Origin of the sequence: Cupriavidus sp. BIS7, assembly GCF_000292345.1 — a bacterium.
Taxonomy (GTDB): domain Bacteria; phylum Pseudomonadota; class Gammaproteobacteria; order Burkholderiales; family Burkholderiaceae; genus Cupriavidus.
The window spans coordinates 1-23,128 of the sequence record NZ_ALOU01000060.1 but is presented as its reverse complement, the minus strand read 5'-3'; the positions used below and the strand labels follow the sequence as shown (position 1 = coordinate 23,128).

At 64.0% G+C, this 23,128-nt stretch carries 20 protein-coding genes; 13 read left to right on the top strand and 7 right to left on the bottom strand.

The features are described from left to right. Positions 1–2: 2 nt before the first annotated feature. A complete protein-coding gene (locus B552_RS0120050; RefSeq protein ID WP_051003595.1) occupies positions 3–1,679 on the bottom strand; it encodes a ShlB/FhaC/HecB family hemolysin secretion/activation protein in 1,677 nt (558 codons plus the stop codon). Positions 1,680–2,004: 325 nt separating this feature from the next. Further along, complete coding sequence (locus B552_RS0120045; RefSeq protein ID WP_019450841.1) at positions 2,005–2,619, bottom strand: glutathione S-transferase C-terminal domain-containing protein; 615 nt, start codon at positions 2,617–2,619, stop codon at positions 2,005–2,007. Between the two features lie 386 nt (positions 2,620–3,005). On the opposite strand from B552_RS0120045, the gene purB reads away from it, so the two are divergent. The 8 genes from purB to B552_RS0120005 all read left to right on the top strand — a co-directional run bounded on the left by purB (position 3,006) and on the right by B552_RS0120005 (position 11,830). Further along, entirely contained in the window at positions 3,006–4,382 is a 1,377-nt protein-coding gene (gene purB, locus B552_RS0120040) for an adenylosuccinate lyase (protein ID WP_019450840.1), read from the top strand. 346 nt (positions 4,383–4,728) lie between these two features. Beyond that, a complete protein-coding gene (locus tag B552_RS0120035; RefSeq protein WP_019450839.1) occupies positions 4,729–5,295 on the top strand; it encodes a cytochrome b in 567 nt (188 codons plus the stop codon). A gap of 34 nt (positions 5,296–5,329) precedes the next feature. Next, entirely contained in the window at positions 5,330–5,905 is a 576-nt protein-coding gene (locus B552_RS0120030; RefSeq protein ID WP_019450838.1) for a YceI family protein, read from the top strand. A 71-nt stretch (positions 5,906–5,976) separates the two neighbouring features. Beyond that, positions 5,977–6,567 carry a YceI family protein gene (locus B552_RS0120025; protein ID WP_019450837.1) on the top strand — a complete coding sequence of 197 codons (591 nt, stop codon included), beginning with the start codon at positions 5,977–5,979 and terminating at the stop codon, positions 6,565–6,567. A 375-nt stretch (positions 6,568–6,942) separates the two neighbouring features. After that, a complete protein-coding gene (locus B552_RS0120020; protein ID WP_019450836.1) occupies positions 6,943–8,334 on the top strand; it encodes a class I SAM-dependent methyltransferase in 1,392 nt (463 codons plus the stop codon). A 28-nt stretch (positions 8,335–8,362) separates the two neighbouring features. Beyond that, positions 8,363–9,694: a HAMP domain-containing sensor histidine kinase gene (locus tag B552_RS0120015; RefSeq protein WP_019450835.1), complete on the top strand. Its 1,332-nt coding sequence runs from the start codon at positions 8,363–8,365 to the stop codon at positions 9,692–9,694. A 7-nt stretch (positions 9,695–9,701) separates the two neighbouring features. Further along, a complete protein-coding gene (locus B552_RS0120010) occupies positions 9,702–10,835 on the top strand; it encodes a hybrid sensor histidine kinase/response regulator (protein ID WP_019450834.1) in 1,134 nt (377 codons plus the stop codon). Continuing rightward, positions 10,832–11,830 carry a response regulator gene (locus B552_RS0120005; RefSeq protein ID WP_019450833.1) on the top strand — a complete coding sequence of 333 codons (999 nt, stop codon included), beginning with the start codon at positions 10,832–10,834 and terminating at the stop codon, positions 11,828–11,830. Before B552_RS0120010 ends, B552_RS0120005 begins: the two co-directional genes overlap by 4 nt. Positions 11,831–11,927: 97 nt before the next feature. On the opposite strand, the gene secF is transcribed toward B552_RS0120005, so the two are convergent. From secF to queA, 5 genes are all read right to left on the bottom strand, one after another. Further along, a complete protein-coding gene (gene secF / locus B552_RS0120000) occupies positions 11,928–12,902 on the bottom strand; it encodes a protein translocase subunit SecF (protein WP_019450832.1) in 975 nt (324 codons plus the stop codon). Between the two features lie 24 nt (positions 12,903–12,926). Further along, a complete protein-coding gene (secD, locus tag B552_RS0119995; protein ID WP_019450831.1) occupies positions 12,927–14,792 on the bottom strand; it encodes a protein translocase subunit SecD in 1,866 nt (621 codons plus the stop codon). Positions 14,793–14,995: 203 nt separating this feature from the next. Beyond that, positions 14,996–15,322, bottom strand: a complete 327-nt coding sequence (gene yajC, locus B552_RS0119990) for a preprotein translocase subunit YajC (RefSeq protein ID WP_026035854.1) — start codon at positions 15,320–15,322, stop codon at positions 14,996–14,998. Positions 15,323–15,548: 226 nt separating this feature from the next. Beyond that, positions 15,549–16,679, bottom strand: a complete 1,131-nt coding sequence (gene tgt, locus B552_RS0119985; RefSeq protein ID WP_008641921.1) for a tRNA guanosine(34) transglycosylase Tgt — start codon at positions 16,677–16,679, stop codon at positions 15,549–15,551. A gap of 19 nt (positions 16,680–16,698) precedes the next feature. Next, positions 16,699–17,769: a tRNA preQ1(34) S-adenosylmethionine ribosyltransferase-isomerase QueA gene (gene queA / locus B552_RS0119980; protein WP_019450829.1), complete on the bottom strand. Its 1,071-nt coding sequence runs from the start codon at positions 17,767–17,769 to the stop codon at positions 16,699–16,701. Positions 17,770–17,929: 160 nt separating this feature from the next. Here queA and recG point away from each other — a divergent pair, with 160 nt between their 5' ends. From recG to ubiA, 5 genes are all read left to right on the top strand, one after another. Beyond that, positions 17,930–20,098, top strand: a complete 2,169-nt coding sequence (recG, locus tag B552_RS0119975; RefSeq protein ID WP_019450828.1) for an ATP-dependent DNA helicase RecG — start codon at positions 17,930–17,932, stop codon at positions 20,096–20,098. 119 nt (positions 20,099–20,217) lie between these two features. Further along, a complete protein-coding gene (locus tag B552_RS0119970; RefSeq protein WP_019450827.1) occupies positions 20,218–21,174 on the top strand; it encodes a LysR substrate-binding domain-containing protein in 957 nt (318 codons plus the stop codon). Between the two features lie 140 nt (positions 21,175–21,314). Continuing rightward, the gene (locus B552_RS0119965) at positions 21,315–21,506 is read left to right on the top strand and encodes a hypothetical protein (protein WP_026035853.1); all 192 of its coding nucleotides are present in this window, start codon (positions 21,315–21,317) and stop codon (positions 21,504–21,506) included. A 95-nt stretch (positions 21,507–21,601) separates the two neighbouring features. Beyond that, positions 21,602–22,087, top strand: a complete 486-nt coding sequence (locus B552_RS0119960; RefSeq protein WP_019450825.1) for a Dps family protein — start codon at positions 21,602–21,604, stop codon at positions 22,085–22,087. A 114-nt stretch (positions 22,088–22,201) separates the two neighbouring features. Beyond that, positions 22,202–23,086 (top strand): 4-hydroxybenzoate octaprenyltransferase, encoded by an 885-nt coding sequence (gene ubiA, locus B552_RS0119955; RefSeq protein WP_026035852.1) that lies wholly within the window; start codon positions 22,202–22,204, stop codon positions 23,084–23,086. Positions 23,087–23,128 lie beyond the last annotated feature (42 nt).

Sequence of the window (23,128 nt, the reverse complement as noted above, 5' to 3'; positions counted from 1 at the left end):
CGTCAGTACGACCAACTCACGTTGAATCCGGCTGTCGTGCTGGCGGTGCGAAAGCCAGCGGGCTTGTACAGCGGCTTGCCGATGAATGCGTCCGCGTACAGGCCCCGGTACCCGCCGCGCAGGCCGAGCACGGCTCCGGCCAGCCGGGTGCCGGACAGGAAGCGTGCGGACGGCCCGCCGACCTGGCCGTAGTCGGCGCCGGCATAGAACTCGATGCCGATCGGGCCGAGCGCCCAGCCGAACTCGTTGCGGAGGAACCAGCCGCGGTCGCCGATCAGCGTTGTCTCGCCGTCGAAGCCGCGCACGGAGTAGCGGTTGCCGATCGAGAACCGGTCCTGCGGCACGAGCGGCGTGAAGTTCCATTGCGCGCGGAGCGCAGCCGTGTAGCGCATGCGCTGCGCTGCCAGTGCAAACGGCACGTGCAACTGCGCATCGGCGGTCAGCAGTTCCGGGCGGGAGGTGCCTTCGTTGAACCGTTCCTCCGGAGCGCGCATCGATTCAATTGCGCCGGTGCCGCGCCGATACCCCAGGCTTGCATCGAGCGAGGCGGGGCCGAGGAACTGGCGATGCGCGATGCCGATTTCCCATCCGGCCATGCGGCGCCGCTGGACCTCGATCTCGGTGTCGTCGATATAGTTGTTCGAGCCGCGAGACCAGCCGCGCAGGTAGGCGGAGGTTTTGCGCACGGCGTCGCGATATAGGACGCGTGACAGGCGCACTTCGGCGTTCCGGCTCTCGCCGCTGTAGCGGTAGGTCTGGTTGGCGCCCGCCACGGACTGGTAGTAGTCGTTGCCGCTCACGGTGAAGCCAAGCAGCCAGTAGCGGTATGGCACCGAGTAGTGCACGGTGTAGCCGCGTGTGCCTCGGCTGCCGGGGTCGCCGCCCCCCAGATCGTGGTTCAGGCTGACGTAGAACAGGTCGTTGAGGGTCCACCAGTCGTCAAAGGAGACGGTCACGCTGCCCTGGTACTTGCCCGTCTGCCTGCTGCCGGAATCGTCCACGGTTGCGCTGATGCGGAACGGAATGCCCTGGTGCCAGCGGATCACGAGATCGCTATCGCCGGGTTGTGCGTCGGCGCCTTCGGCTGGTGTGATCTGGATATCCGCCTCGGCCGTGGGCACACGCTTGAAGTTCTCAAGCGCCTGCTCGATATCGCGCACGTTCAGGATGTCGCCGGGACGCGCCGGTACGGCGTTCCACTGCGTGGCGCGCGGACTGGAGTCTTCGCTGAAGCGGATGGTGCGGATACGGCCCGGAATGACCGTCAGCGTCAGGGTGCCGTCCTTCAGGTCCTGCGGCGCGGCCAGCACGCGCGTGGTGACATAGCCCTTCTGCACGAGCGCGTCCTGTACGCGCTTCATCACGATGTTGATGCCGTGCGTGCCCAGGCAACGCCCGATGGCGGCATCGCCGGGAGGGTTGGCCGCGCCAAGTGCCCAGCGAAAACGGTCTGCGGCGTCGCCAGCCAGTTCGATGCGGTCGATCAGAAAGCAGGGGGATTCATCGGCAGGCAGCCGTTCGGACTCGGTGGCGGCCGGGCGGTCCAGCCTTACCTCCGGAGACGGCTCCTGGCGCTCGCGCAGCGCGCGTTCTCGCTCCTGCTGGCGCAGCAGTTCCTGGGTGTTGGTATCAGGTGGAAGCGGTGCCCGCGCAGGCTGCGCCGCGGCGCAAAGGGGCAGGGCGATCAGCCATCCTGGCACGGCCAGCCGAAGCAGCCATTTGTCGCGTGCTTGCCACCATCGCCACCAAGTGGCGCGAAATAGGGTTTTGTTCCGGTTGCCTCGCACCGCCTCGCTCCGATGTTGGATCGGCGCGAAGCGTGTGCATCAGACAGGTTGCGGACATTGCGTCCAGCGGGAGTCTGCGCGCCGGGTCAGGTGCGAGACGTTAAAGATGGCAGTGATGCCTGAAAATCGGAGGATCTTTAAATGTGCCAGCTATTGGCAAATATCCACGCTCCGTCACATCGCATTGACGATACGTTTCCGAAGCGTGGTCAGCAGGTCAGGCCTTTGGCGGCTCTGTATCAATGAACGACTGGCGCTTTTCGATCTTGTCCTGGAACGCCACCAGGTTCGGATGGCGTTCGCGCCAAGCGATGTCCGGGAAGCGGAAATCCAGGTAGGCCAGCGCGCAGCCAACGGCCACGTCGGCCAGCGTGTAGTGGATGCCGGTGCACCACGGCTTGTCGCCAAGGCCCGTCGACATCGCGGTCAGGGCGGCATCGATCTTGCCGCGCTGGCGCTGCACCCAGCTTTCGCTACGTTCGCTTTCCTTACGCTGCGTGCCCTCCAGGCGCACCAGCAGGGCCGCATCCAGCAGGCCATCGGCCAGTGCTTCCCAGCAGCGAACTTCCAGACGCTCGCGGCTGCCCTGCGGAATCAGACGGCTGACCGGCGAAAGCGTATCCGCGTACTCGGCGATCACGCGTGAGTCGAAGACCGCGCCACCGTCTTCCATGACCAGGCACGGCACCTTGCCGAGCGGATTGAACTGACCGATCGAGGTGTCCGGCGACCAGACGTCTTCCTCGATCATCTGGTAGTCGATCTTTTTCTCCGCCAGCACCACGCGCACTTTTCGCGCGTACGGGCTGGTTTGGGACGCATACAGCTTCATGTTCTCCCCTTGAGCTTGTTATGAAGTGCATCGGCGCTCCTTGGCAGGCGGATTTCACGCTGGCAGGCGTATCCCGCATGCCCGATGCACTTCATAACAGGCTAATGGATGAGCGAGCGCGAGTATACCCGCGCCAGGCGTCGAATGCGGCACCAATGCGGCCTGCCGCACGGATGTCGAGGCTTCGGCAGTGGTGCGCTGCACAGCGCCATGGGCCGATGGTAAAATCGCGCGTTACGCGTTTTGCGGCCCCGCTCAGCACGTACGCTGCACGGCTGCCGCATTGATCGCGCCGTGCGGCGGATCGGTCGCATCCCGCCGTGCATCGCCCCCGCATTCGCCCTGTGCGGAACGCTCCCATACCTTCCTTACTTCCGGTTGCCAGCATGTCCACGTCTTCCCTTTCGCCGCTCACCGCCCTGTCTCCCATCGATGGCCGCTACGCCGCCAAGGCCGATGCATTGCGCGAGTGGCTGTCCGAAGCGGCTTTCATGCGCAACCGCGTCAAGGTCGAAGTCAACTGGCTGATCGCGCTGGCACAGGCCGGCCTGCCCGACGTGCCGAAGTTCTCGGCGGCGTCGGAAGCGAAGCTGCAGTCGCTGGTGGAGAACTTCACCGAAGCCGATGCGGCCCGCATCAAGGAAATCGAAGCCGTCACCAACCACGACGTGAAGGCCGTGGAGTACTGGCTCAAGGAGCAGGTCAAGGGCAATGCCGAACTCGAGGCTGCCAGCGAATTCATCCACTTCGCCTGCACCTCGGAAGACATCAACAACACGTCGCACGGCATGATGCTCAAGGGCGCCCGTGACGGCGTGGTCGTGCCGACGCTCAAGCGCGTGCAGGCACGCCTGGTCGAACTGGCGAAGCTGAACGCCACGCAGCCGATGCTGTCGCGCACGCACGGCCAGCCGGCCAGCCCGACCACGCTCGGCAAGGAAATGGCCAACGTGGCCGCGCGCCTGGCCCGTGCCATCGAGCGTATCGAGCGCGTGGAACTGCTCGGCAAGATGAACGGCGCCGTTGGCAACTACAACGCGCACCTGTCGGCGTACCCGTCGTTCGACTGGGAGTCGTTCTCGAAGCAGGTCATCGAATCGCGTCTGGGCCTGACGTTCAACCCGTACACGATCCAGATCGAGCCCCACGACTACATGGCCGAACTGTTCGACGCCGTCGCCCGCGCCAACACGATCCTGCTGGACCTGAACCGTGACGTCTGGGGCTATATCTCGCTGGGCTACTTCAAGCAGAAGACCAAGGCCGGCGAAATTGGCTCGTCGACGATGCCGCACAAGGTCAACCCGATCGACTTCGAGAACTCGGAAGGCAACCTCGGCCTGGCCAACGCCGTGCTGCGTCACCTGTCCGAGAAGCTGCCGGTGTCGCGCTGGCAGCGTGACCTGACCGATTCGACCGTGCTGCGCAACATGGGCGTGGCCTTCGGCTACAGCCTGCTGGCCTACGAGGCCTGCCTGCGCGGCCTGGGCAAGCTGGAAACCAACCCCGAGCGCCTCAACGAAGACCTCGACAACTGCTGGGAAGTGCTGGCCGAGCCGGTGCAGACCGTGATGCGCCGCTTTGGCGTGCCCAACCCGTACGAGCAGCTGAAGGAACTGACTCGCGGCAAGGGCATCTCGCGTGAGGCATTGCAGACGTTCGTGCAGGGTCTGGCGATTCCGGACGACGCCAAGGCACTGCTGCTGCAGATGACGCCGGCCAGCTACATCGGCCGTGCCGTGGAACTGGCGAATCGCATCTGACGCATCTGACGCTTTCTGCGCGTCGAGCAAAGCAAAGGGCTGGCCATCGTGCCGGCCCTTTTTGTTTTGTCTGTCGTCACGAGCGCCGAAGAAAGTGCCCGGAGAATCCCTCGGCCATCGCCGATTGCCGTTGTGATGGCGCCAAGTGAAGCGTCAGGATCACCCGCGGTGCGGCGGGTGCGACATCCGGTCGCTTCAAATGATTTGAACAACTTAATGAAGTTCGGCCTTTCTCACCAAACACGGCTCCCCCAATAATGCGAGAATTCCTGGCGACGGGGCAGAGCGGTTCTGCACCAAAAGCGTTACAACATAACGAAAGCGTTCAACGAAGGGATTGATTGACATGGGTTCCAAAGGGTCTATTCCGGCCGGCCAGCCCGCCGGATACACGGCCACCGCCATCGGTCTGCACTGGCTGATTGCCTTCGGCATCTTTGCCGCGTTCGGCCTTGGCCTCTACATGACCGGCATCCCGGGCCTGACGCCGACCAAGCTCAAGCTGTTTTCGTGGCACAAGTGGCTCGGCGTGACGATCTTCGTGGTGGCCGTGCTGCGCGTGATCTGGCGCGCCACGCATGCCGCGCCGACCGTGGCGCCCGGCACGCCGGCCTGGCAGGCAAAGGCCGCCGCCGCCGCGCACCATCTGCTGTACGTGCTGATCCTGATCGTGCCGATTACCGGCTATCTCTACAGTTCGGCCGCGGGCGTGCCCGTGGTGTACCTGGGCCTGTGGAAGATGCCGCCGCTGATCGAGGCCAGCGACACGCTCAAGCCAATCCTGAAGTTTGCCCATATCTGGCTGAATTACCTGATGGCGACGGTCGTCGTCGTCCATGCCGCCGCCGCGATCAAGCATCAGATCATCGACCGCGACGGCACGCTCGGACGCATGATCCCGTTCCTCCGCTAACCCCTTGATTCATCCACTCGCACTGGAGTCACAGATGAAACGCATGTCCCGCCCCGGCGTGATGCTCGTATCGGCCGCACTGGCCGCGGCCGGCCTGGCAGCCAATATCGGCTGGGCCCAGATCGATGCCGCGAAGAGCTCGGTCACGGCTACCGCACGTCAGATCGGCGTGCCGATGGAAGGCAAGTTCAAGAAGTTCGATGCTACGGTCGACTTCGACCCATCCAAGCTGGCAACATCGACCGCCAAGGTGGAAATCGACGTGTCGAGCTTCGAGATTGGTGACGCCGAGACGACCAAGGAGGTCAAGGGACGCGACTGGTTCGATGCCTCCAAATTCCCGAAGGCCGTGTTCCAGTCCACCAGCATCAAGGCCGGCGCCGCGGGCAAGTTTGACGTGACAGGCAAGTTGACCATCAAGGGCAAGACCGTGGACGTGGTGGTGCCGGCCACCTACAAGCAGGATGCCGGCGGCCAGGTGTTCGAAGGTGTGCTGCCGATCAAGCGCACCGCGTTCAATATCGGCGACGGCGAATGGAAGGACACTTCCGTGGTGGCCGACGACGTGCAGATCAAGTTCCATATCGTAACCCCGGCCAGGAAGGGTTGAACAACCCAAACAGCCTCCTTGGCCGGTTTTTATCCGACCTTCCTCTCCAACCTTTTGACGGGAGACCTTATATGAAGATGCGCACCCTGATCGCCGCCGCCGCGGCAGTTTCCGCAACGTTTGCCGCTGGCGCGGCCATGGCCAACGCGACGACGTACAACATCGACCCGACCCACACGTACCCGAGCTTCGAGGCCGACCACATGGGCGGCCTGTCGAAGTGGCGCGGCAAGTTCGAGAAGTCGAGCGGCGTGGTGACCCTGGACCGTGCCGCCAAGTCGGGCAGCGTGGACATCAAGATCGACGCTTCGTCGATCGACTTCGGCAACAGCAAGCTCAACGAGCATGCCAAGAGCCCCGAGATGTTTGACGTGCAGGCCTTCCCGGATGCCACCTACAAGGGCAAGTTCTCGAAGTTCAACGGCGATACCCCGACCGAAGTCGATGGCGTGCTGACGCTGCATGGCGTGTCGAAGCCCGTGAAGCTGGAGATCCGCGAGTTCAAGTGCATCCAGCATCCGATGCTCAAGCGTGAAGCCTGCGGCGCGGACGCCGTGGCGCAGATCAACCGGGCTGACTTCGGCATCGACTACGGTGCCAAGTACGGCTTCAAGCAGGACGTGAAGCTTGCGATCCAGGTGGAAGCGGTCAAGGCGGACTGAGCACCGACCGTAGTTCGCAACACCAGCTGCGGGATATTGCCAATTCCGCCAAAAATGAGCCAGCAGATACGCTGGCTCATTTTTTTTGTGATTTGCATACCCCACTTCGTAGAGCGAGTGCACTGTTGTACGGTCTCCGAATGCCACAGTACAATGGTCCGCCGCAGTCCCACCCCCGGGGCGGAGCCCGCGCCGGCATACGCCGAACGCGCACGCGCCCGCCCTCCGCAACAAGGTCACGCGCATCGATATGAGCATTGGCTGCATTCCCTGATTCGGTTGTCCGCCGCAAGACCTCTTGCCTGAGCTGTACCCGGCCGGTGCCCATGGGCGCCACGGTCCGCAGCGTTTCTCGGATTCCCCTGGCGCGATACCGTGTACTCCAAAACGCAAATCGATCCGGTTGTTAGCTTCCGCAACTCGCAGGGCGAGCAGGTGCGGGGCACGATCATCAATCTCCAGCGCAAGTCGCTGGTGATGGAAATCTACAATCCCTATTCCATCGTTCAGGTCAGCGAGGTATTGAGCGAACTGAGCGTGCGCATGGGCGCGAAGAACGCGTACCTGGGCAAGGCCGTGGTCATGAGCCTGGTGAATACCGGCCTGACCGCAGTAGTGTCCCTGACGCTGATCGACGAATGGCGCGAGCTGACTGACGTCAACGACGCACCGAAGTCCGTGGCGCGCGAGGCAGAGTTGTTCGTGCAGGATTGGGACACGCGTTTCAATATCCGCCGTGACTACCAGATCGTGGTCAACGAGATGCGCGCGTTCCTGTCGGAAGTCTCGCGCTGGGTCGAGCAGGTGGACCTGACCGAATCGCTGCCGAAACGCGAAGGGCGCCTGCGCGAGGACGTCTTCTACGAGCTTGCCACGCCGTTGATGGGCAAGGTGAAGAATTACCTCGTCTGGCTCGAAGACGAGGCGCAGCGCGTCGATCCGGAACTGGCGCCGGTGCACCGCACCTATGCGCAGGCTGCGCTGCACCCGCTGCTGCTGCGCGCACCGTTCGTCTATCGCACCTTCACGAAGCCACTCGGCTATGCGGGCGACTACGAGATGGTGAACCAGATCCTCAGTGATCCGCAGCAGGGCCCGACCACGTACTTTCAGATCGTCAACACGGCGTTCCTGAAGGCGGCCGTGGCCACGGCGCACCGCAACCGGATCGACCTGCTGGTCGATTTCCTGACACGCCAGGCCGAGCGCGCACGTGCGGAAGGCCGGCCGTTCCGCGTGCTCAACGTCGGGTGCGGTCCCGCGTTCGAGATCCAGCGCTTCGTGCGCGAGTATGCCAATCCGGAACTGTTGTCGTTCCAGCTTGTGGACTTCAGCGCGGAAACGCTCGACTACACGCGTGGCTCGATTGAGCGTTCCGCGGCCGCGGCCGGGCACAAGGCGTCGGTCGAGATGGTGCACCAGTCCGTGCATGACCTGCTCAAGCGCCGTATCACCGCCGACGATCCGAGCGTGCGCGAATTCGATGCCGTCTACTGCGCGGGCCTGTTCGATTACCTGTCTGACAAGGTCTGCTCGCGGCTGCTGTCGTATTTCGCGTCGCGCACGAAGCCGGGCGGCCAGTTGCTTGTTACCAATGTCCACTCCGACAACCCCGAGAAGTTCGGGATGGAGCACCTTCTGGAGTGGTATCTGATCTATCGCGACGAGGCCGGAATGGCTTCGCTGCTGCCGGAGAACTCGCATGCCCACCGACTCTATGTCGATGAAACCGGCGTCAATGTCTTCGCCGAAGCCTGTATCCGTTGACGAGCAGGCGACGCAACCTGCGCGGGTCATGAGTTCGAACCAGCTCTATGCCGGATACCAGTCCGAGTTGGCAGACTTCCGCCTGGCATTCAGCCGGGGTGGCGCCTACACGGCCATCGTGCTGGTGCTGCTGGGCGTGGGGCTCGACTACGGCCAGTATCCGCAGTGGCAGCTTCCGTTCGCCGTGGCGCGTATCGTTGTATCGCTGATGATTGCCGGCGTGGTGGTTGCGCTCTATAGCCAGGCCGGGCGCCGCTTTGCGCCGTGGCTGACGCTGACGTGGCTGCTGCTGCCGCAGATCATGATCGCGTGGATGATCTCGCGGACTGACGGCGTGGAGTCTCCATACTACGTCGGGCTGAACCTGGCGATCTTCGCCTCGGGCATCGCGCTGCCGTTCGGGCTCTGGCAGAACCTGGTGTTCGGCATCCTGTCGTACCTGCTCTATGCCGTGGCCTGCCTGCTGCATTCGGGCGGCATCGAGCCTGCCGGTACGTTCATCGTCAACTCGCTGTTCCTGTTGTTCGCGGCGGCGGCCAGCGGCGTGTACACGTTCTTCAACGAGCGCGCACGCTTCATGCTGTTCCGATTGAAGGCCGAGGTGGCGGACAAGAATGTCGAGCTTGAGGTCATCAACCGAAAGCTCGTCGACATCAAGGGGCAGATGTTGCAGCAGGAGAAGATGGCCGCCATCGGTACGCTGGCCGCCGGCCTGCTGCACGAGGTGAACAACCCGGTCAACTTCTGCCTGATGGCGATCGAAGTAGCCATGGAGGAGCCTGCGGCAAAGTCCGAGCCGGGCATCCAGGAGTGCCTGGTCGATGCCAAGCAGGGCATGCAGCGGATCCAGCATATCGTCTCGGACCTGAAGACATTTGCCTATCGCAAGCCGGGCGCCGAAGTGGAAGGCACGCCGTTCCTGTTCGAGAAGGCGCTGGACTCGTCGCAGCGGCTGACTGCGCACGAACTGCGCGGGGTCAAGGTAACGCGCGAGATGCCCGACGATACTCTCGTGCTTGGCGACGAGGCGGCGATCATCGGCGTGCTGATCAACCTCTTCTCGAACGCGGCGCTGGCGATGCGCAAGGCAGGCACGCAGAATCCCGCGATTCACACCACGGTGCGCTGGGATAACAAGCGTCTGCATGTCACTGTGAAAGACAACGGCCCGGGTATCGCGGCGGAACACCTTGCCCGCGTATTTGAACCGTTCTTCACCACGCGCGAAGTGGGGCAGGGCCTGGGTCTTGGCCTGTCCATCAGCTATGCAGTGATCGAGCGTCATGGCGGCGTGCTGTACGCCGAAAGCGAAGTGGGCCAGTGGGCCGCCTTCAGCTTTGACCTGCCACGCGCGGAGTAACGCAGTCATGATTGATACAAGCCAGACGCGCTCGACCATTCTCTACGTCGATGACGAGGAGATGGCGTGCAAGTATTTCGCGCGTGCTGTCGGCAGCGAATATGAAGTGTTGTCGGCCAGCAGTGCCGACGAAGCCGTCGCGATCCTGCGTGCGCAACACGCCAGGATATCGGTGCTGGTGACGGATTTCCGCATGCCCGGACGGGACGGCGGAGACCTGCTGCGCCAGGTGGCTCAGGATCATCCGCAGATCGTGCGGATCCTTGTCACCGCCTACGCCGACAAGGACATGCTGCTGGAGACCGTCAACAGCGGCGAGGTCTTCCGGATTCTGGAAAAACCGATCACCGTGGCGGACGTACGCGAAGCGCTGCGTCTGGCCGGCGAACGCTACCGCGAGCGCGCGGTGCGGCAGCAGCGGCTGATGGCGATCGACGAAACACTGGCCTTCCTGGCCCATGAACTGAACACGCCGCTGGCAGCGATCGCCAATTTCGCGCACGGCATTGAATCGCGCGTGGCTGGCGAGTACAGCCCGCAGCGGAACGCCGAGATCGGCCATGCGGCCGGCGCCATGCATGACAACGCGCAGTATTGCCTGGCAGTGCTGTCGTCGTTCCTGCAGTCCGTGCGCAGCAGCGCGGGCGGTGCCACGCCCAAGCCGGGCCCTGGCAATGAAGTCAGTGCGGGGGCATTGGTGGCATCCCTGCTGGATAGCTATCCATTTGCCGATAACCAACGTAACTGGGTGCAAGTCGAGTTGCATGGCGACTTTCCGGTGCCGACGCTGCCGAACTGCGTGGCGCTGGTGCTTTCGTCGGTGATGAGCAATGCGCTGCGCGCGCTGGCAGAAACTGCCAGCCCGTCGCTGCGCTTCGTCGTGGTGGCTGGCGAGCGGCCCGAGATCCGGATCGTGGACAACGGTCCCGGGATTCCGCCAGAAGTCATGGACCGGCTGCTCGTCGACCCCGTCACCACGCACGCCGCGGCAGGCGGCAGCGGGATGGGCATGATCTTCTGCAATCGCGTCATGCAGTCTTTTGGTGGCGGCATCCGGATCGCGTCCGCGTCCGGCGCCGGCACGACCGTTACCCTCGATTTCCCCAATTTCAAGAATCGTATGCACAGGAGTGATCGATGAGCGAACCGAATACTACGCAGGCACCCCCGGCAATTCTGTTCGTCGATGATGAGGCCACGGCCGTCAAGTATTTCCAGCGGGCCATTGGCCAGCTGGCCCCGGTGGTGACCGGCGGATCTGTCGAAGAAGGCAAGGCACTGCTCGATGCCCACGGCGACAGCCTGGCCGTACTGGTGTCCGACCAGCGCATGCCGGGCGAGTATGGCAACGAACTGCTGCGCTATGCGCGCGAACGCTTTCCGCATATCGTGCGCATCCTGACGACCGCCTACTCGGAACTCGACCAGACCGTCGAAGCCGTCAACCAGGGGCAGATCCATCGCTATATCAAGAAGCCGTGGGATATCACCGCGCTGCGCATGGAGATGAAGCAGGCACTGGAGCTGTCCGGCCTGCGCAAGGAACGTGACCAGCTTGTGCGCGAGAAGCTCATGGTGCTGCAGAAGCAGACGGTGGCCACGCGCGTCGGCATGGTGCACGCACTGTGCGCGAGCCTGATCGGGCCGGGGCGCTTCCAGCCGGTGGATACCTATCTCTCGGGTACATCGCTGGCGGGCGCGCACAACACGGAACCCGACTGGCAGCGGCTGGATTATGCGGATCTGGTCGGTGCGGAGAGCCTGCGCAGCGGCGCGTTCGGCCATGCGGTTGGCACGAAGCTGGCAGACCTGCGGTCGCGGATGACCGGCCGCGGTGCGGCAGACGCGACGGCGGTGCTGGCGGAGGTTCTCGGCGCCGCAGTACGGCGTGACGGCGACGTAATTACATGGGCGGCGCCGGACGCGCTCAGCGAATTTGTGTCCAGGCCCGTGGCTGAAGCCGTATCCGCCGAGCACGCTGCGTGGCTGGCGGCGCTGCTGTGGCTTGAGGAAGCTGGCGGTGCGCTGCAGCTTCAGCGTGAAGGCGACGCGATCACGGCGCGTGGCTGCGCGCGTACGGATTCGTTTGCGTCAGACCGACTGGCCGTGTGGATCGAGCAACTGATCGAAGCATAGCGGTGGATTTCTCCCCTCTCCCGCACGGCGGGAGAGGGGGAGCAAAAAAGAAAGGCACCCGAGGGTGCCTTTCTTTATTTCAACCGCCTGTGGCGCTTCAAGCCTGTGCGCCGTAGTTCGGGTCGTCGCGGTCGGACGTGTCGCCGCCTTTCTTCTCGCCCTTTACCAGGTCCTCGCGCTTCACGCCCAGCCACATCGCCAGCGCTGCAGCCACGAACACCGACGAGTAGATGCCGAACAGAATACCCACGGTCAGTGCCAGGGCGAAGTAGTGCAGCGTCGGGCCGCCGAAGAAGAACATCGACAGCACCATCATTTCGGTCGAGCCGTGGGTGATGATGGTCCGTGACATCGTGCTGGTAATCGCGTGGTCGATGACCTCATGCGTGGTCATCTTGCGGTACTTGCGGAACGCCTCGCGAATCCGGTCGAAAATCACCACCGACTCGTTCACGGAGTAGCCCAGCACTGCCAGGATTGCCGCCAGCACGGAGAGCGAAAACTCCCACTGGAAGAACGCGAAGAAGCCCAGGATGATCACCACGTCGTGCAGGTTCGCGATGATACCGGCGACGGCGAATTTCCACTCGAAGCGGAAAGACAGGTAGATCATGATGCCGATCACCACGCACAGCAGTGCCAGCAGGCCGTCCGTGGCCAGTTCCTTGCCGACCTGCGGGCCGACGAACTCCACACGCTGCAGCTTGACGTCAGGCGTGGCCGCCGTCAGCGCGCCCATGACCTGTTCGCTCTGCTGCGCCGAGGTCACCTGCTTGCCATCTGGGCCTTTCTGCAGCGGCAGGCGGATCATCACGTCGCGCGAGGTGCCGAAGTTCTGCACCTGTACGTCGGAATAGCCGAGCTTGCTGACCTGGCCACGGATCTTCTCGAGATCGGCAGCCTGCTGGTAGTTGACCTCCATCACCGTACCGCCGGTGAATTCGATCGACAGGTGCAGGCCCTTGTGCCAGAGGAAGAAAACAGCAGCGGCAAACGTCAGGAAGGAGATCACGTTGAAGACCAACGCGTGCTTCATGAACGGAATGTCGCGCTTGATGCGGAAAAATTCCATGATGTATTCCTGATGTGTCCTGGCTTACTTGGCGACCGGGGTGTCAGTGTCCGGCTTCCAGATCTGGCCGATGGCCACGCTCTGGAGCTTCTTCTTGCGGCCATACCAGAGGTTGACCAGGCCGCGGTTGAAGAACACCGCCGAGAACATCGAGGTCAGAATGCCCAGGCAGTGCACCACGGCAAAGCCGCGCACCGGGCCCGAGCCGAAGGCCAGCAGCGCCAGACCGGCGATGAGCGTGGTCACGTTCGAGTCAAGGATCGTGGCCCAGGCGCGTTCGAAGCCGACGGCAATGGCCATCTGCGGCGATGCGCCCCCACGCAGTTCCTCGCGGATCCGCTCGTTGATCAGCACGTTAGAGTCGATGGCCATACCCAGCACCAGTGCGATAGCGGCAATGCCAGGCAGCGTCAGCGTGGCCTGCAGCATCGACAGCACCGCCACCAGCAGCAGCAGGTTCACAGCCAGCGCCCCCACCGAGAACATGCCGAACAGCATGTAATACAGCATCATGAAGACGGCGATCGCGCAGAAGCCGTACATCACCGAGTCAAAGCCCTTCTTGATGTTGTCCGCACCGAGCGACGGGCCAATCGTGCGTTCCTCGATGATCTCCATCGGCGCGGCCAGCGAGCCGGCGCGCAGCAGCAGGGCCAGGTCGTTGGCGGCTTCGGTCGAGTACGAGCCGGTGATCTGGAAGCTCGAACCAAGCTCGGACTGGATCGTGGCCACGGTCAGCACTTCGCCCTTGCCCTTTTCAAACAGGACGATGCCCATCGGCTTGCCGATGTTCTCGCGCGAGACATCGCGCAGCACGCGGCCACCCTGTGCGTCGAGCTTGATGTTCACCGACGGGCGCTGGTTGTGGTCGAAGCCGGCCGCCGCGCTTTCAATGCGGTCGCCGGTGAAGATCACTTGCTTGCGCAGGATCACCGGGGCGCCGTTGCCTTGTGTGAACAGTTCGTCGCCAAACGGCACGGGGTCGCCCGGGCGCGGGTTGCGCGGCGCGTCGGGGTCGGCCAGGCGCGCTTCGAGCGTGGCCGTGCGGCCGATGATGTCCTTGGCCTTGGCGGTGTCCTGCACGCCGGGCAGCTGCACCACGATACGGTCGGCACCTTGCTGCTGGATCACCGGCTCGGCCACGCCGAGTTCGTTCACACGGTTGTGCAGCGTGGTGATGTTCTGCTTGACGGCCGCGTCCTGCACGGCCTTGCGGGCAGCATCCGTGAACGTGCCCACGACGTTCGTGCCGTCCATCGAGAACGCCAGTTCGCGCTGGTTGTCGGCCAGGATGGCGCGCGCGCGTTCGGCGTCGTCGGCGTTGGTGAAGCGGACGGTCAGGCGCTCGCCGTCGCGGTCGATGCCGCCGTGGCGGATGTTCTTGTCACGCAGCAGCGTGCGTGCATCGCCGGCCAGGCTGTCGAGCTTCTTGTCGACGGCGCCCTTCATGTCCACCTGGAGCAGGAAGTGCACGCCGCCGCGCAGGTCCAGGCCCAGGTACATCGGCAGCGCATGCATCGCGGTCAGCCAGCGCGGCGAACCTGACAACAGGTTCAGCGCCACGACGTACGTCGGATCGTTTGCGTCGGGATTCAGCGCACGAGACAGCGCGTCCTTGGCCTTGAGCTGCTCGTCGGTGGTGCGGAAGCGCGCCTTGACCGAGCCGGACTGGCCGGAGACGTCATAGAACAAGCCGTCCGGCTGCAGTTGGTTCTGTGCCAGGATCTCCTCGACATGCTTCTGCATGGACAGGTCGACCTTGACCGTGGCCTTGGCCGACGATACCTGGACGGCGGGTGCCTCACCGAAGAAGTTCGGCAGGGTGTAGATGATGCCGATGGCCAGGGCCACCAGGATCACGATGTATTTCCAAAGCGGATAACGATTCATCTTTGGCCAGTCATTGCGGTTGGCGTGGCCGATAGTCGTGCGAAATGCACGCCGGATCGGCCGGACCGGTTGGCAAACAGCCGCCCGGCAACCCGGTCAGGGGCCCGGTCGGGACCTCATACGGGTTCAGGCGGCTGCGCAGGGCATGCTCGGAGGCGCCGGGCGCCGCGTACATGCCTGGTTCAGGCGGGAAGGGAGCCGGATCAGAGCGACTTCAGCGAGCCCTTCGGCAGCACGTTGGTCACGGCGCTCTTCTGCACAGTGATTTCGGTGCCTTCAGCAACTTCCAGGGTCACGTAGTTCTCGTTGACCTTGGTGATGCGACCCAGGATACCGCCGGCCGTCACGACTTCGTCGTTCTTGGACAGCGCTTCCAGCATTGCCTTGGATTCCTTTTGCCGCTTCATCTGCGGGCGGATCATGATGAACCACAGCACCGCGAACATCAGGATGATCGGCAGGAAGCTCATCAGGCCACCGGCTGCGCCGCCGGCGCCGGCAGTCTGGGCAAAAGCGTTCGAAATCAACACGTTACTTCTCCGTCACAAAGGTCATTCAGGGAATCGGGCATTCTATCACCCGGTTGTTGTCCCGCCTTGGCATTCTAGGGCGAATTACGGGTTTGTTCGGGGTGCTTTGCAAGTACTTTACGGACGTTGCAGACACGCCCCGCACAAGCTCCGTTGCGGGCACGTATTCGACAGCCAGCCGGCGGAAAGTTCGGCTGCCTGTCTGCTTTTCAGAACATTGCCAGTACTACCGGGTGCCGCGTGCGCGGTTTTCGGCGAACTGGCGGCGGAACGCCTCGAAGCGGTGTTCTTCGATGGCCGTGCGCATTTCGCGCATCAGTTCCAGGTAGTAATAGAGATTGTGGATCGTGTTCAGGCGCGCGCCGAGGATCTCGCCCACGCGGTGCAGGTGGTGCAGATAGGCCCGCGAGAAGTTGCGGCAGGTGTAGCAGCCACATTGCTCGTCCAGCGGGCGCGGGTCGTTGCGGTGCGCGGCATTGCGGATCTTGACGTCGCCAAAGCGCGTGAACAGCCAGCCGTTGCGCGCGTTGCGGGTCGGCATCACGCAGTCGAACATGTCCACGCCGTGCGCCACGCCGGCCACCAGGTCCTCGGGCGTGCCCACGCCCATCAGGTAGTGCGGCTTGTGGGCCGGCAGGCGCGGGCCGACGTGCTCGAGCACGCGCATCATGTCTTCCTTTGGCTCGCCGACCGACAGGCCGCCAATCGCGTAGCCGTGGAAGTCCAGTTCCGACAGGCCCGCCAGCGATTCGTCGCGCAGGTCCTCGAACATGCCGCCCTGCACGATGCCGAACAGCGCGTTCGGGTTGGCCAGATGGTCGAACTCGTCGCGCGAGCGCTTTGCCCAGCGCAGGCTCATGCGCATCGAGCGCGCCGCCTCGTCGTGCGTGGCGGGGCGGCCGTCGATCTCATAGGGCGTGCATTCGTCGAACTGCATGACGATGTCCGAATTCAGCGTGCGCTGGATCTGCATCGAGATCTCGGGCGACAGGAACAGCTTGTCGCCATTGACCGGTGACGCGAACGTGACGCCTTCCTCTGTGATCTTGCGCAGTTCACCCAGCGAAAATACCTGGAATCCGCCCGAATCGGTCAGGATCGGCTTGTCCCAGCCGATGAACTTGTGCAGGCCCGCATGGGTGTCGACCACGTCGAGGCCCGGGCGCAGCCACAGGTGGAACGTGTTGCCAAGGATGATCTGCGCGCCGATCTCGTTGAGTTCGAGCGGCGACATGGCTTTGACTGACCCGTAGGTGCCCACGGGCATGAAGATTGGCGTCTCGACGACGCCATGGTTCAGCGTGACGCGGCCGCGGCGGGCATTGCCATCGGTGGTCAGCAGTTCGAAGTTGAGCATGGTGTGTTCTCGGAGGCGGTCAGTCGCGGGCTGCGCGGTTGTCGCGGCGGGTCAGCAGCATGGCATCGCCATAGCTGAAGAAGCGGTAGCGCGCTTCCACGGCATGGCTGTAGGCGGTGCGGATCGCCTCCACGCCGGCCAGAGCGGAAACCAGCATCAGCAGCGTGGACTTGGGCAGGTGAAAGTTCGTGATCAGCGCATCGACGATGCGGAACGCATAGCCGGGCGTGATGAAGATGTCGGTGTCGCCGCTGCCGGCCGTCAGCGTGCCGTCTTCGGCCGCGGCCGATTCCAGCGCGCGCAGCGACGTGGTGCCGACCGCGATCACGCGGCCACCTCGTGCGCGAGTTTCGCGCACGGCAGCGGCCAGTTCGGGGGAAACCGCATACCACTCCGAATGCATCTTGTGTTCGGACAGGTTCTCGGTGCGCACGGGCTGGAACGTACCCGCGCCGACGTGGAGCGTCAGGAACGCGCGGCGGATGCCGGCGGCGTCGAGCCGGGCGAACAGTGCATCGTCAAAGTGCAGGCCGGCGGTCGGTGCGGCCACGGCGCCTGGATTCCGCGCATAGACGGTCTGGTAGCGCGTTTCGTCGTAGGCGTCGGGGTCGTGCGTGATATAGGGCGGCAGCGGCAGGCGGCCGTAGCGCTCGATCAGGTCGAGCGCGGGCTCCGGGAAACGCAGCGTGAAGAACTGGTCGACGCGGGGGCCCACGGTTACCGCGAACGCATCGTCGGCCAGATGAAGCAGGCTGCCTTCGGCCGGCGTCTTGGAGGCGCGTACCTGCGCCAGCACGGTATGGCTATCGACGACCCGTTCCACCAGCACCTCGACGCGGCCGCCGCTGGGCTTGTGGCCGAAGAAACGGGCCTTGATCACGCGCGTGTCATTGAATATGAGCAGGTCGTCCGGCTTCAGATATTCAAGGATGTCGCTGAAAGCGCGGTCGACCAGCCGCACCGCGTCGGTGGTGTCTTCCGGGGCGACCCGCTCCACCACCAGCAGGCGGCTGGCGCTGCGGTCGGGCAGGGCGGACTGCGCGATCAGCTCTGGCGGCAGCGGAAAATCGAAATCTGACAGGGTCAACATGGCTGGATGCAACGGCCAAAACCGTGCGCGGCGGCATGCCAGAAGGCGTGCCACCGCAGTGATCGGTACGGCATGGGTAAAATCGGCGAATCCGACATTGTAAGGCTTGGGCGCCAGGCTTCGCCCGAGCGCCCCTGTTACCGCCCATATTCCAGCGCTGATGCCAGGCACCGCCACCGATCCGATCGACGAACCCGCCGCTGCCGCGAAGAAGCCTGCCAGGGCTGCCGACGCCAAGCCGTCCACGGCCGCGGCCCGGCTGGCCAAGCTCGGCCTGCGACGCAGCGTTGACCTGGTGCTGCACCTGCCGCTGCGCTACGAGGACGAAACCACGCTCGAGCCAATCGGCGAAGCTATCCGCCGTGCGGGCATGGGCTTGCCGGCGCAGGTCGAGGGCGAGGTGATCTCGAACGAGGTGACGTTCCGGCCGCGCCGACAACTTGTGGTCAAGGTGGCCGACGACACCGGCGAACTCACGCTGCGCTTCCTCAATTTCTACGGCAGCCAGACCAAGCAGATGGCCGAAGGGGTGCGCCTGCGCGTGCGCGGCGAGATTCGCGGCGGGTTCTTTGGCGCCGAGATGGTCCACCCGACCGTTCGCGCGGTGACGCCCGGAGAGCCGCTCCCCGATCGGCTTACTCCCGTGTACCCGGCCACGGCAGGGATCTCGCAGGCGTACTTGCGCAAGGCGATTGGCGGGGCGATGCAGCGCACGCCGATGCCTGAAACCTTGCCGCAGGCCGTGCTGCGCGGACCGCTGGCGCAGTTGAAGCTGGCGCCGCTGGCGGACTGCCTGCGTTTGCTGCATAACCCGCCGCCGCAGGAGAGCGAGGCCGCGCTGGCCGACCGATCGCACCCGGCGTGGGTGCGCATCAAGTTCGACGAACTGCTCGCCCAGCAGATTTCGTTGCGCCGCTCGCAGGCGGCGCGACGCGAGAAGAACGCGCCGTCAATGCCGCGCCGCGCGGGCGGGCTGCTCACCAAATTCCTGGCCGCGCTGCCGTTTCGCCTGACAAACGCGCAGCAGCGAGTGGTCGAAGAAATTGCCGCCGACATGACCCACGCGCACCCGATGCACCGTCTGCTGCAGGGCGATGTGGGCAGCGGCAAGACAATCGTGGCCGCGCTGGCCGCTTGCCAGGCAATCGACGCCGGCTACCAGGCCGCATTGATGGCGCCGACTGAAATCCTGGCGGAGCAGCACTACCGCAAACTGTCGGCGTGGCTGGAGCCGCTTGGCGTGCCCGTGGTCTGGCTGGCCGGCAGCCTGAAGGCGAAGGAAAAGCGCGAAGCCGTGGCGCGTGCCGAATCGGGCGAGGCGAAGCTGGTGATCGGCACCCATGCGCTGATCCAGGACACCGTGCATTTCGCGAAGCTCGGGCTGGCCGTGGTCGACGAGCAGCATCGCTTCGGCGTGGCCCAGCGGCTGGCGCTGCGCGGCAAGGCCAGCGATACGGTGCAGTCAGGCGGGCAGCAAGGCGGGCAGCCGCGCCCCATCGACGAAAAAGTGGCGCACCAGCTCATGATGTCGGCCACGCCAATTCCGCGCACGCTGGCGATGACCTACTACGCCGATCTCGACGTGTCCGTGATCGACGAACTGCCGCCGGGCCGCACGCCGATCGTCACGCGCCTGGTCAACGACGCGCGCCGCGACGAGGTAATCGAACGCGTGCACCATGCGGCCGCAGAGGGCCGGCAGGTCTACTGGGTGTGCCCGCTGATCGAGGAAAGCGAGGCGCTGCAGCTCCAGACGGCGGTGGAGACCTACGAGACGCTGGTTGCCGCGCTGCCCGACCTGCGCGTCGGCCTGGTCCACGGTCGCCTGCCGCCGGCCGAAAAAGCCGCGGTGATGGGCGATTTCAGCGCCAATCGCCTGCAGGTACTGGTGGCCACGACAGTCATCGAAGTGGGCGTGGACGTTCCCAATGCGTCGCTGATGGTCATCGAGCATGCCGAGCGCTTTGGACTGGCGCAGCTTCACCAGTTGCGGGGCCGTGTGGGGCGGGGCAGTGCCGAATCGGTCTGCCTGCTGATGTACCAGGCGCCGCTGTCGCCCACGGCGCGTGAGCGGCTGGCGACGATGCGCGAAACCACCGACGGCTTCGAGATCGCGCGGCGCGACCTGCAGATCCGCGGCCCCGGAGAATTCCTGGGCGCACGCCAGTCGGGCGAGGCGATGCTGCGATTCGCCGATCTCAACACGGATGCCTGGCTCGTCGACTATGCACAGGAGGCCGCCGTGATGATGCTGGAGCAGTTTCCGGAGGCGGTAGAGGCACATTTGTTGCGCTGGCTGGGTGGCCGGGAGCACTTCTTGAAGGCTTGATGACAATCTCGGCCGATCAGAATGGTCCGTAAGTAGCGAAGGGATTACTTTGCGGAGTCCAATCTGACAATCGCGGGAATCGAAGCTAAAATCTATCGCCTAACCGAACCTGATTAATCATGACGCTCACCGAACTCAAGTACATCGTCGCGGTTGCGCGCGAGCGGCATTTCGGCCGGGCGGCCGAGGCGTGCTTCGTATCGCAGCCGACCCTGTCGGTCGCCATCAAGAAGCTGGAGGACGAGCTGACCGTGCAGATTTTCGAGCGCGGCACCTCCGAGGTGTCGGTGACGGCCATCGGCGAGCAGATCGTGGCGCAGGCCCAGCGCGTGCTCGAACAGACCATGGCGATCCGCGAGATTGCCAAGCAGGGCAAGGACCCTCTGGCCGGATCGCTGCGCGTGGGCGTGATTTACACGATCGGACCGTACCTGCTGCCCGCGCTGGTCAAGCAGATGATCGAGACCGTGCCGCAGATGCCGCTGATGCTGCAGGAGAACTACACGAACAAGCTGATCGAGCTGCTCAAGCAGGGCGAGATCGACTGCGCCATCATGGCCGAGCCGTTCGCCGATTCCGGCCTGACCGTGCGCCCGCTCTACGACGAGCCGTTCGTGGTGGCCGTGCCGCGTGGGCATCAGCTTGCCCAGCAGACCAAGGTCGATCCGGACGAACTGAAGCAGCAGACCATGCTGCTGCTTGGCAGCGGCCACTGCTTCCGTGACCACGTGCTGGGCGTATGCCCGGAGCTGTCGCGTTTCTCGCAGGCCGCGGATGGCATCCAGAAGACGTTCGAAGGCTCGTCGCTCGAGACGATCCGCCACATGGTGGCCAGCGGCGTCGGTATCACCGTGCTGCCGCGTACCTCCGTGCCAGATCTCAAGCCCCGCAACGACATGCTGGCCTATGTGCCGTTTGCAGACCCGGTGCCGGATCGCCGCGTGGTGCTGGCCTGGCGCAAGAGCTTCACGCGCCTGCCCGCCATGGAGGCGCTGGCCAATGCCGTGGCGGCATGCGAACTCCCCGGCGTGCGCAAGATCAGTGACGCCAAGGCACCGGAAGCCGTGGCAGCCTGACGCTGCATACCCCTTCGCGCTGCATAGGCATTCGCTATTCGATAGGTAAGATTTATCAAATGGCTATGTCAATAGTCTGTTGATACACTTTCATGGTCGGGTTCCAGGGGGAGCCCGGGCAGGACAAGTGGAGCGTCATCATGGCTATGGTCAATCTTTTTGTATCCGGGTTTCGGCACCTTCGTACGCAGGCCCGCAGCGCCGGGCGTGGCGACACCAATCGCCTGCGCCGCAAGGTGGTACGCAAGGAGATCGGCATGGCAATCGTCGCGCTTGGCGCGATGGCGATGTTCCTTGACGCCGCGCGAGGCGTTGCTTTCCTTGCGGCGTAGTCCTGGCGCTATTCGTGGTGCGATAATGGCCGCTGTCCGCCCACGTCACATTCGGGCGCGATCCTTGTGGCTTGAACAAATGGAGCTGAAAGACCATGGCAAAAAAGAATGAGATGAGCGTGAACATCGGTATCTCGGACAAGGACCGCAAGAAGATCGCGGAAGGCCTGTGCAAGCTGCTGGCCGATACGTACACGCTTTACCTCAAGACCCATAATTTCCACTGGAACGTGACGGGTCCGATGTTCAATACGCTGCATCTGATGTTTGAGACGCAGTACAACGAACTGGCGCTGGCCGTGGACGCAATTGCCGAGCGTATCCGCGCCCTGGGCTATCCGGCCCCGGGTACGTACAAGGAATACGCCAAGCTGTCCTCGATCGCCGAGGAAGAGGGCGTGCCCGAAGCCAACGATATGATCCGCAAGCTCGTGGAAGGCCAGGAAGCCGTGGTGCGCACCGCGCGCTCGCTGTTCCCGGTGATCGATGCCGCTGGCGACGAGCCGTCGGCGGACCTGCTGACCCAGCGCATGCAGACGCACGAGAAGACTGCGTGGATGCTGCGCTCGCTGCTGGCCTGAGCCACGTCATGCCAGCCACCGGTTGTCACGGCCCTCGCGGCAACCGGCACAACGCGTCACGGCCAATGCAGCCGCGGCGCGTTTTTTCTTGAGTCTTGCCAGAAGTACGCCGCCATGTCCCATCCATCCACCGCCCCCGCACAACCGAGCCGTCTTGCGCTGTACGCGCGTCTGCTTCGCATGGACAAGCCTATCGGCACGCTTCTGCTGCTGTGGCCCACGCTCTGGGCCATGTGGATGGCCGCCGGGGGGGCGCCGGGATGGAGCCTCTTCTGGATCTTCTCCATCGGCACGTTCCTGATGCGCTCGGCAGGCTGCGCGATCAACGACTGGGCAGACCGCGACTTCGACAAACATGTGAAGCGCACGAAGGAGCGGCCGCTGACCGCCGGGCTGATTGCCGGCTGGGAAGCCCTGGCGCTGGCCGGCGGGCTGTCGCTGGTTGCCTTTGCGCTGATTCTTCCGCTGAACGGGCTGACCAAGTGGCTCGCCGTGGTGGCGGTGATCCTGGCCGGTACGTACCCGTTCTTCAAGCGGTTCTTCGCGATTCCCCAGGCCTACCTGGGCATTGCGTTCGGCTTCGGCATCCCGATGGCCTTCGCGGCAATCCAGGACCAGGTGCCGTTTGTGGCGTGGCTGATGCTGCTGGCCAACGTGTTCTGGGCGATTGCCTATGACACCGCCTACGCCATGGTCGATCGCGACGACGACCTGCTGCTCGGCATGAAGACATCGGCGATCACGTTCGGCAGGTTCGACGTGGCCGCGATCATGATCTGCTATGCCGCGTTCCTGGGCCTGATGGCCTGGGTGGGCACGCTGATTGGCCTGGGCTGGCCGTACTTCGCGGGTCTGGCCGCGGCAGCGGTGCTGGCTGGCTATCACTACACGCTGATCCGCGAGCGGGACCGCATGAAGTGCTTCGCGGCGTTCCGGCATAACAACTGGCTCGGTGCCTGCGTGTTTGCGGGAACCGCGGTGGCGTACCTGCTGAGATAACTGATTTTCTCCCCTCTCCCATGAGGTGGGAGAGGGGCGGGG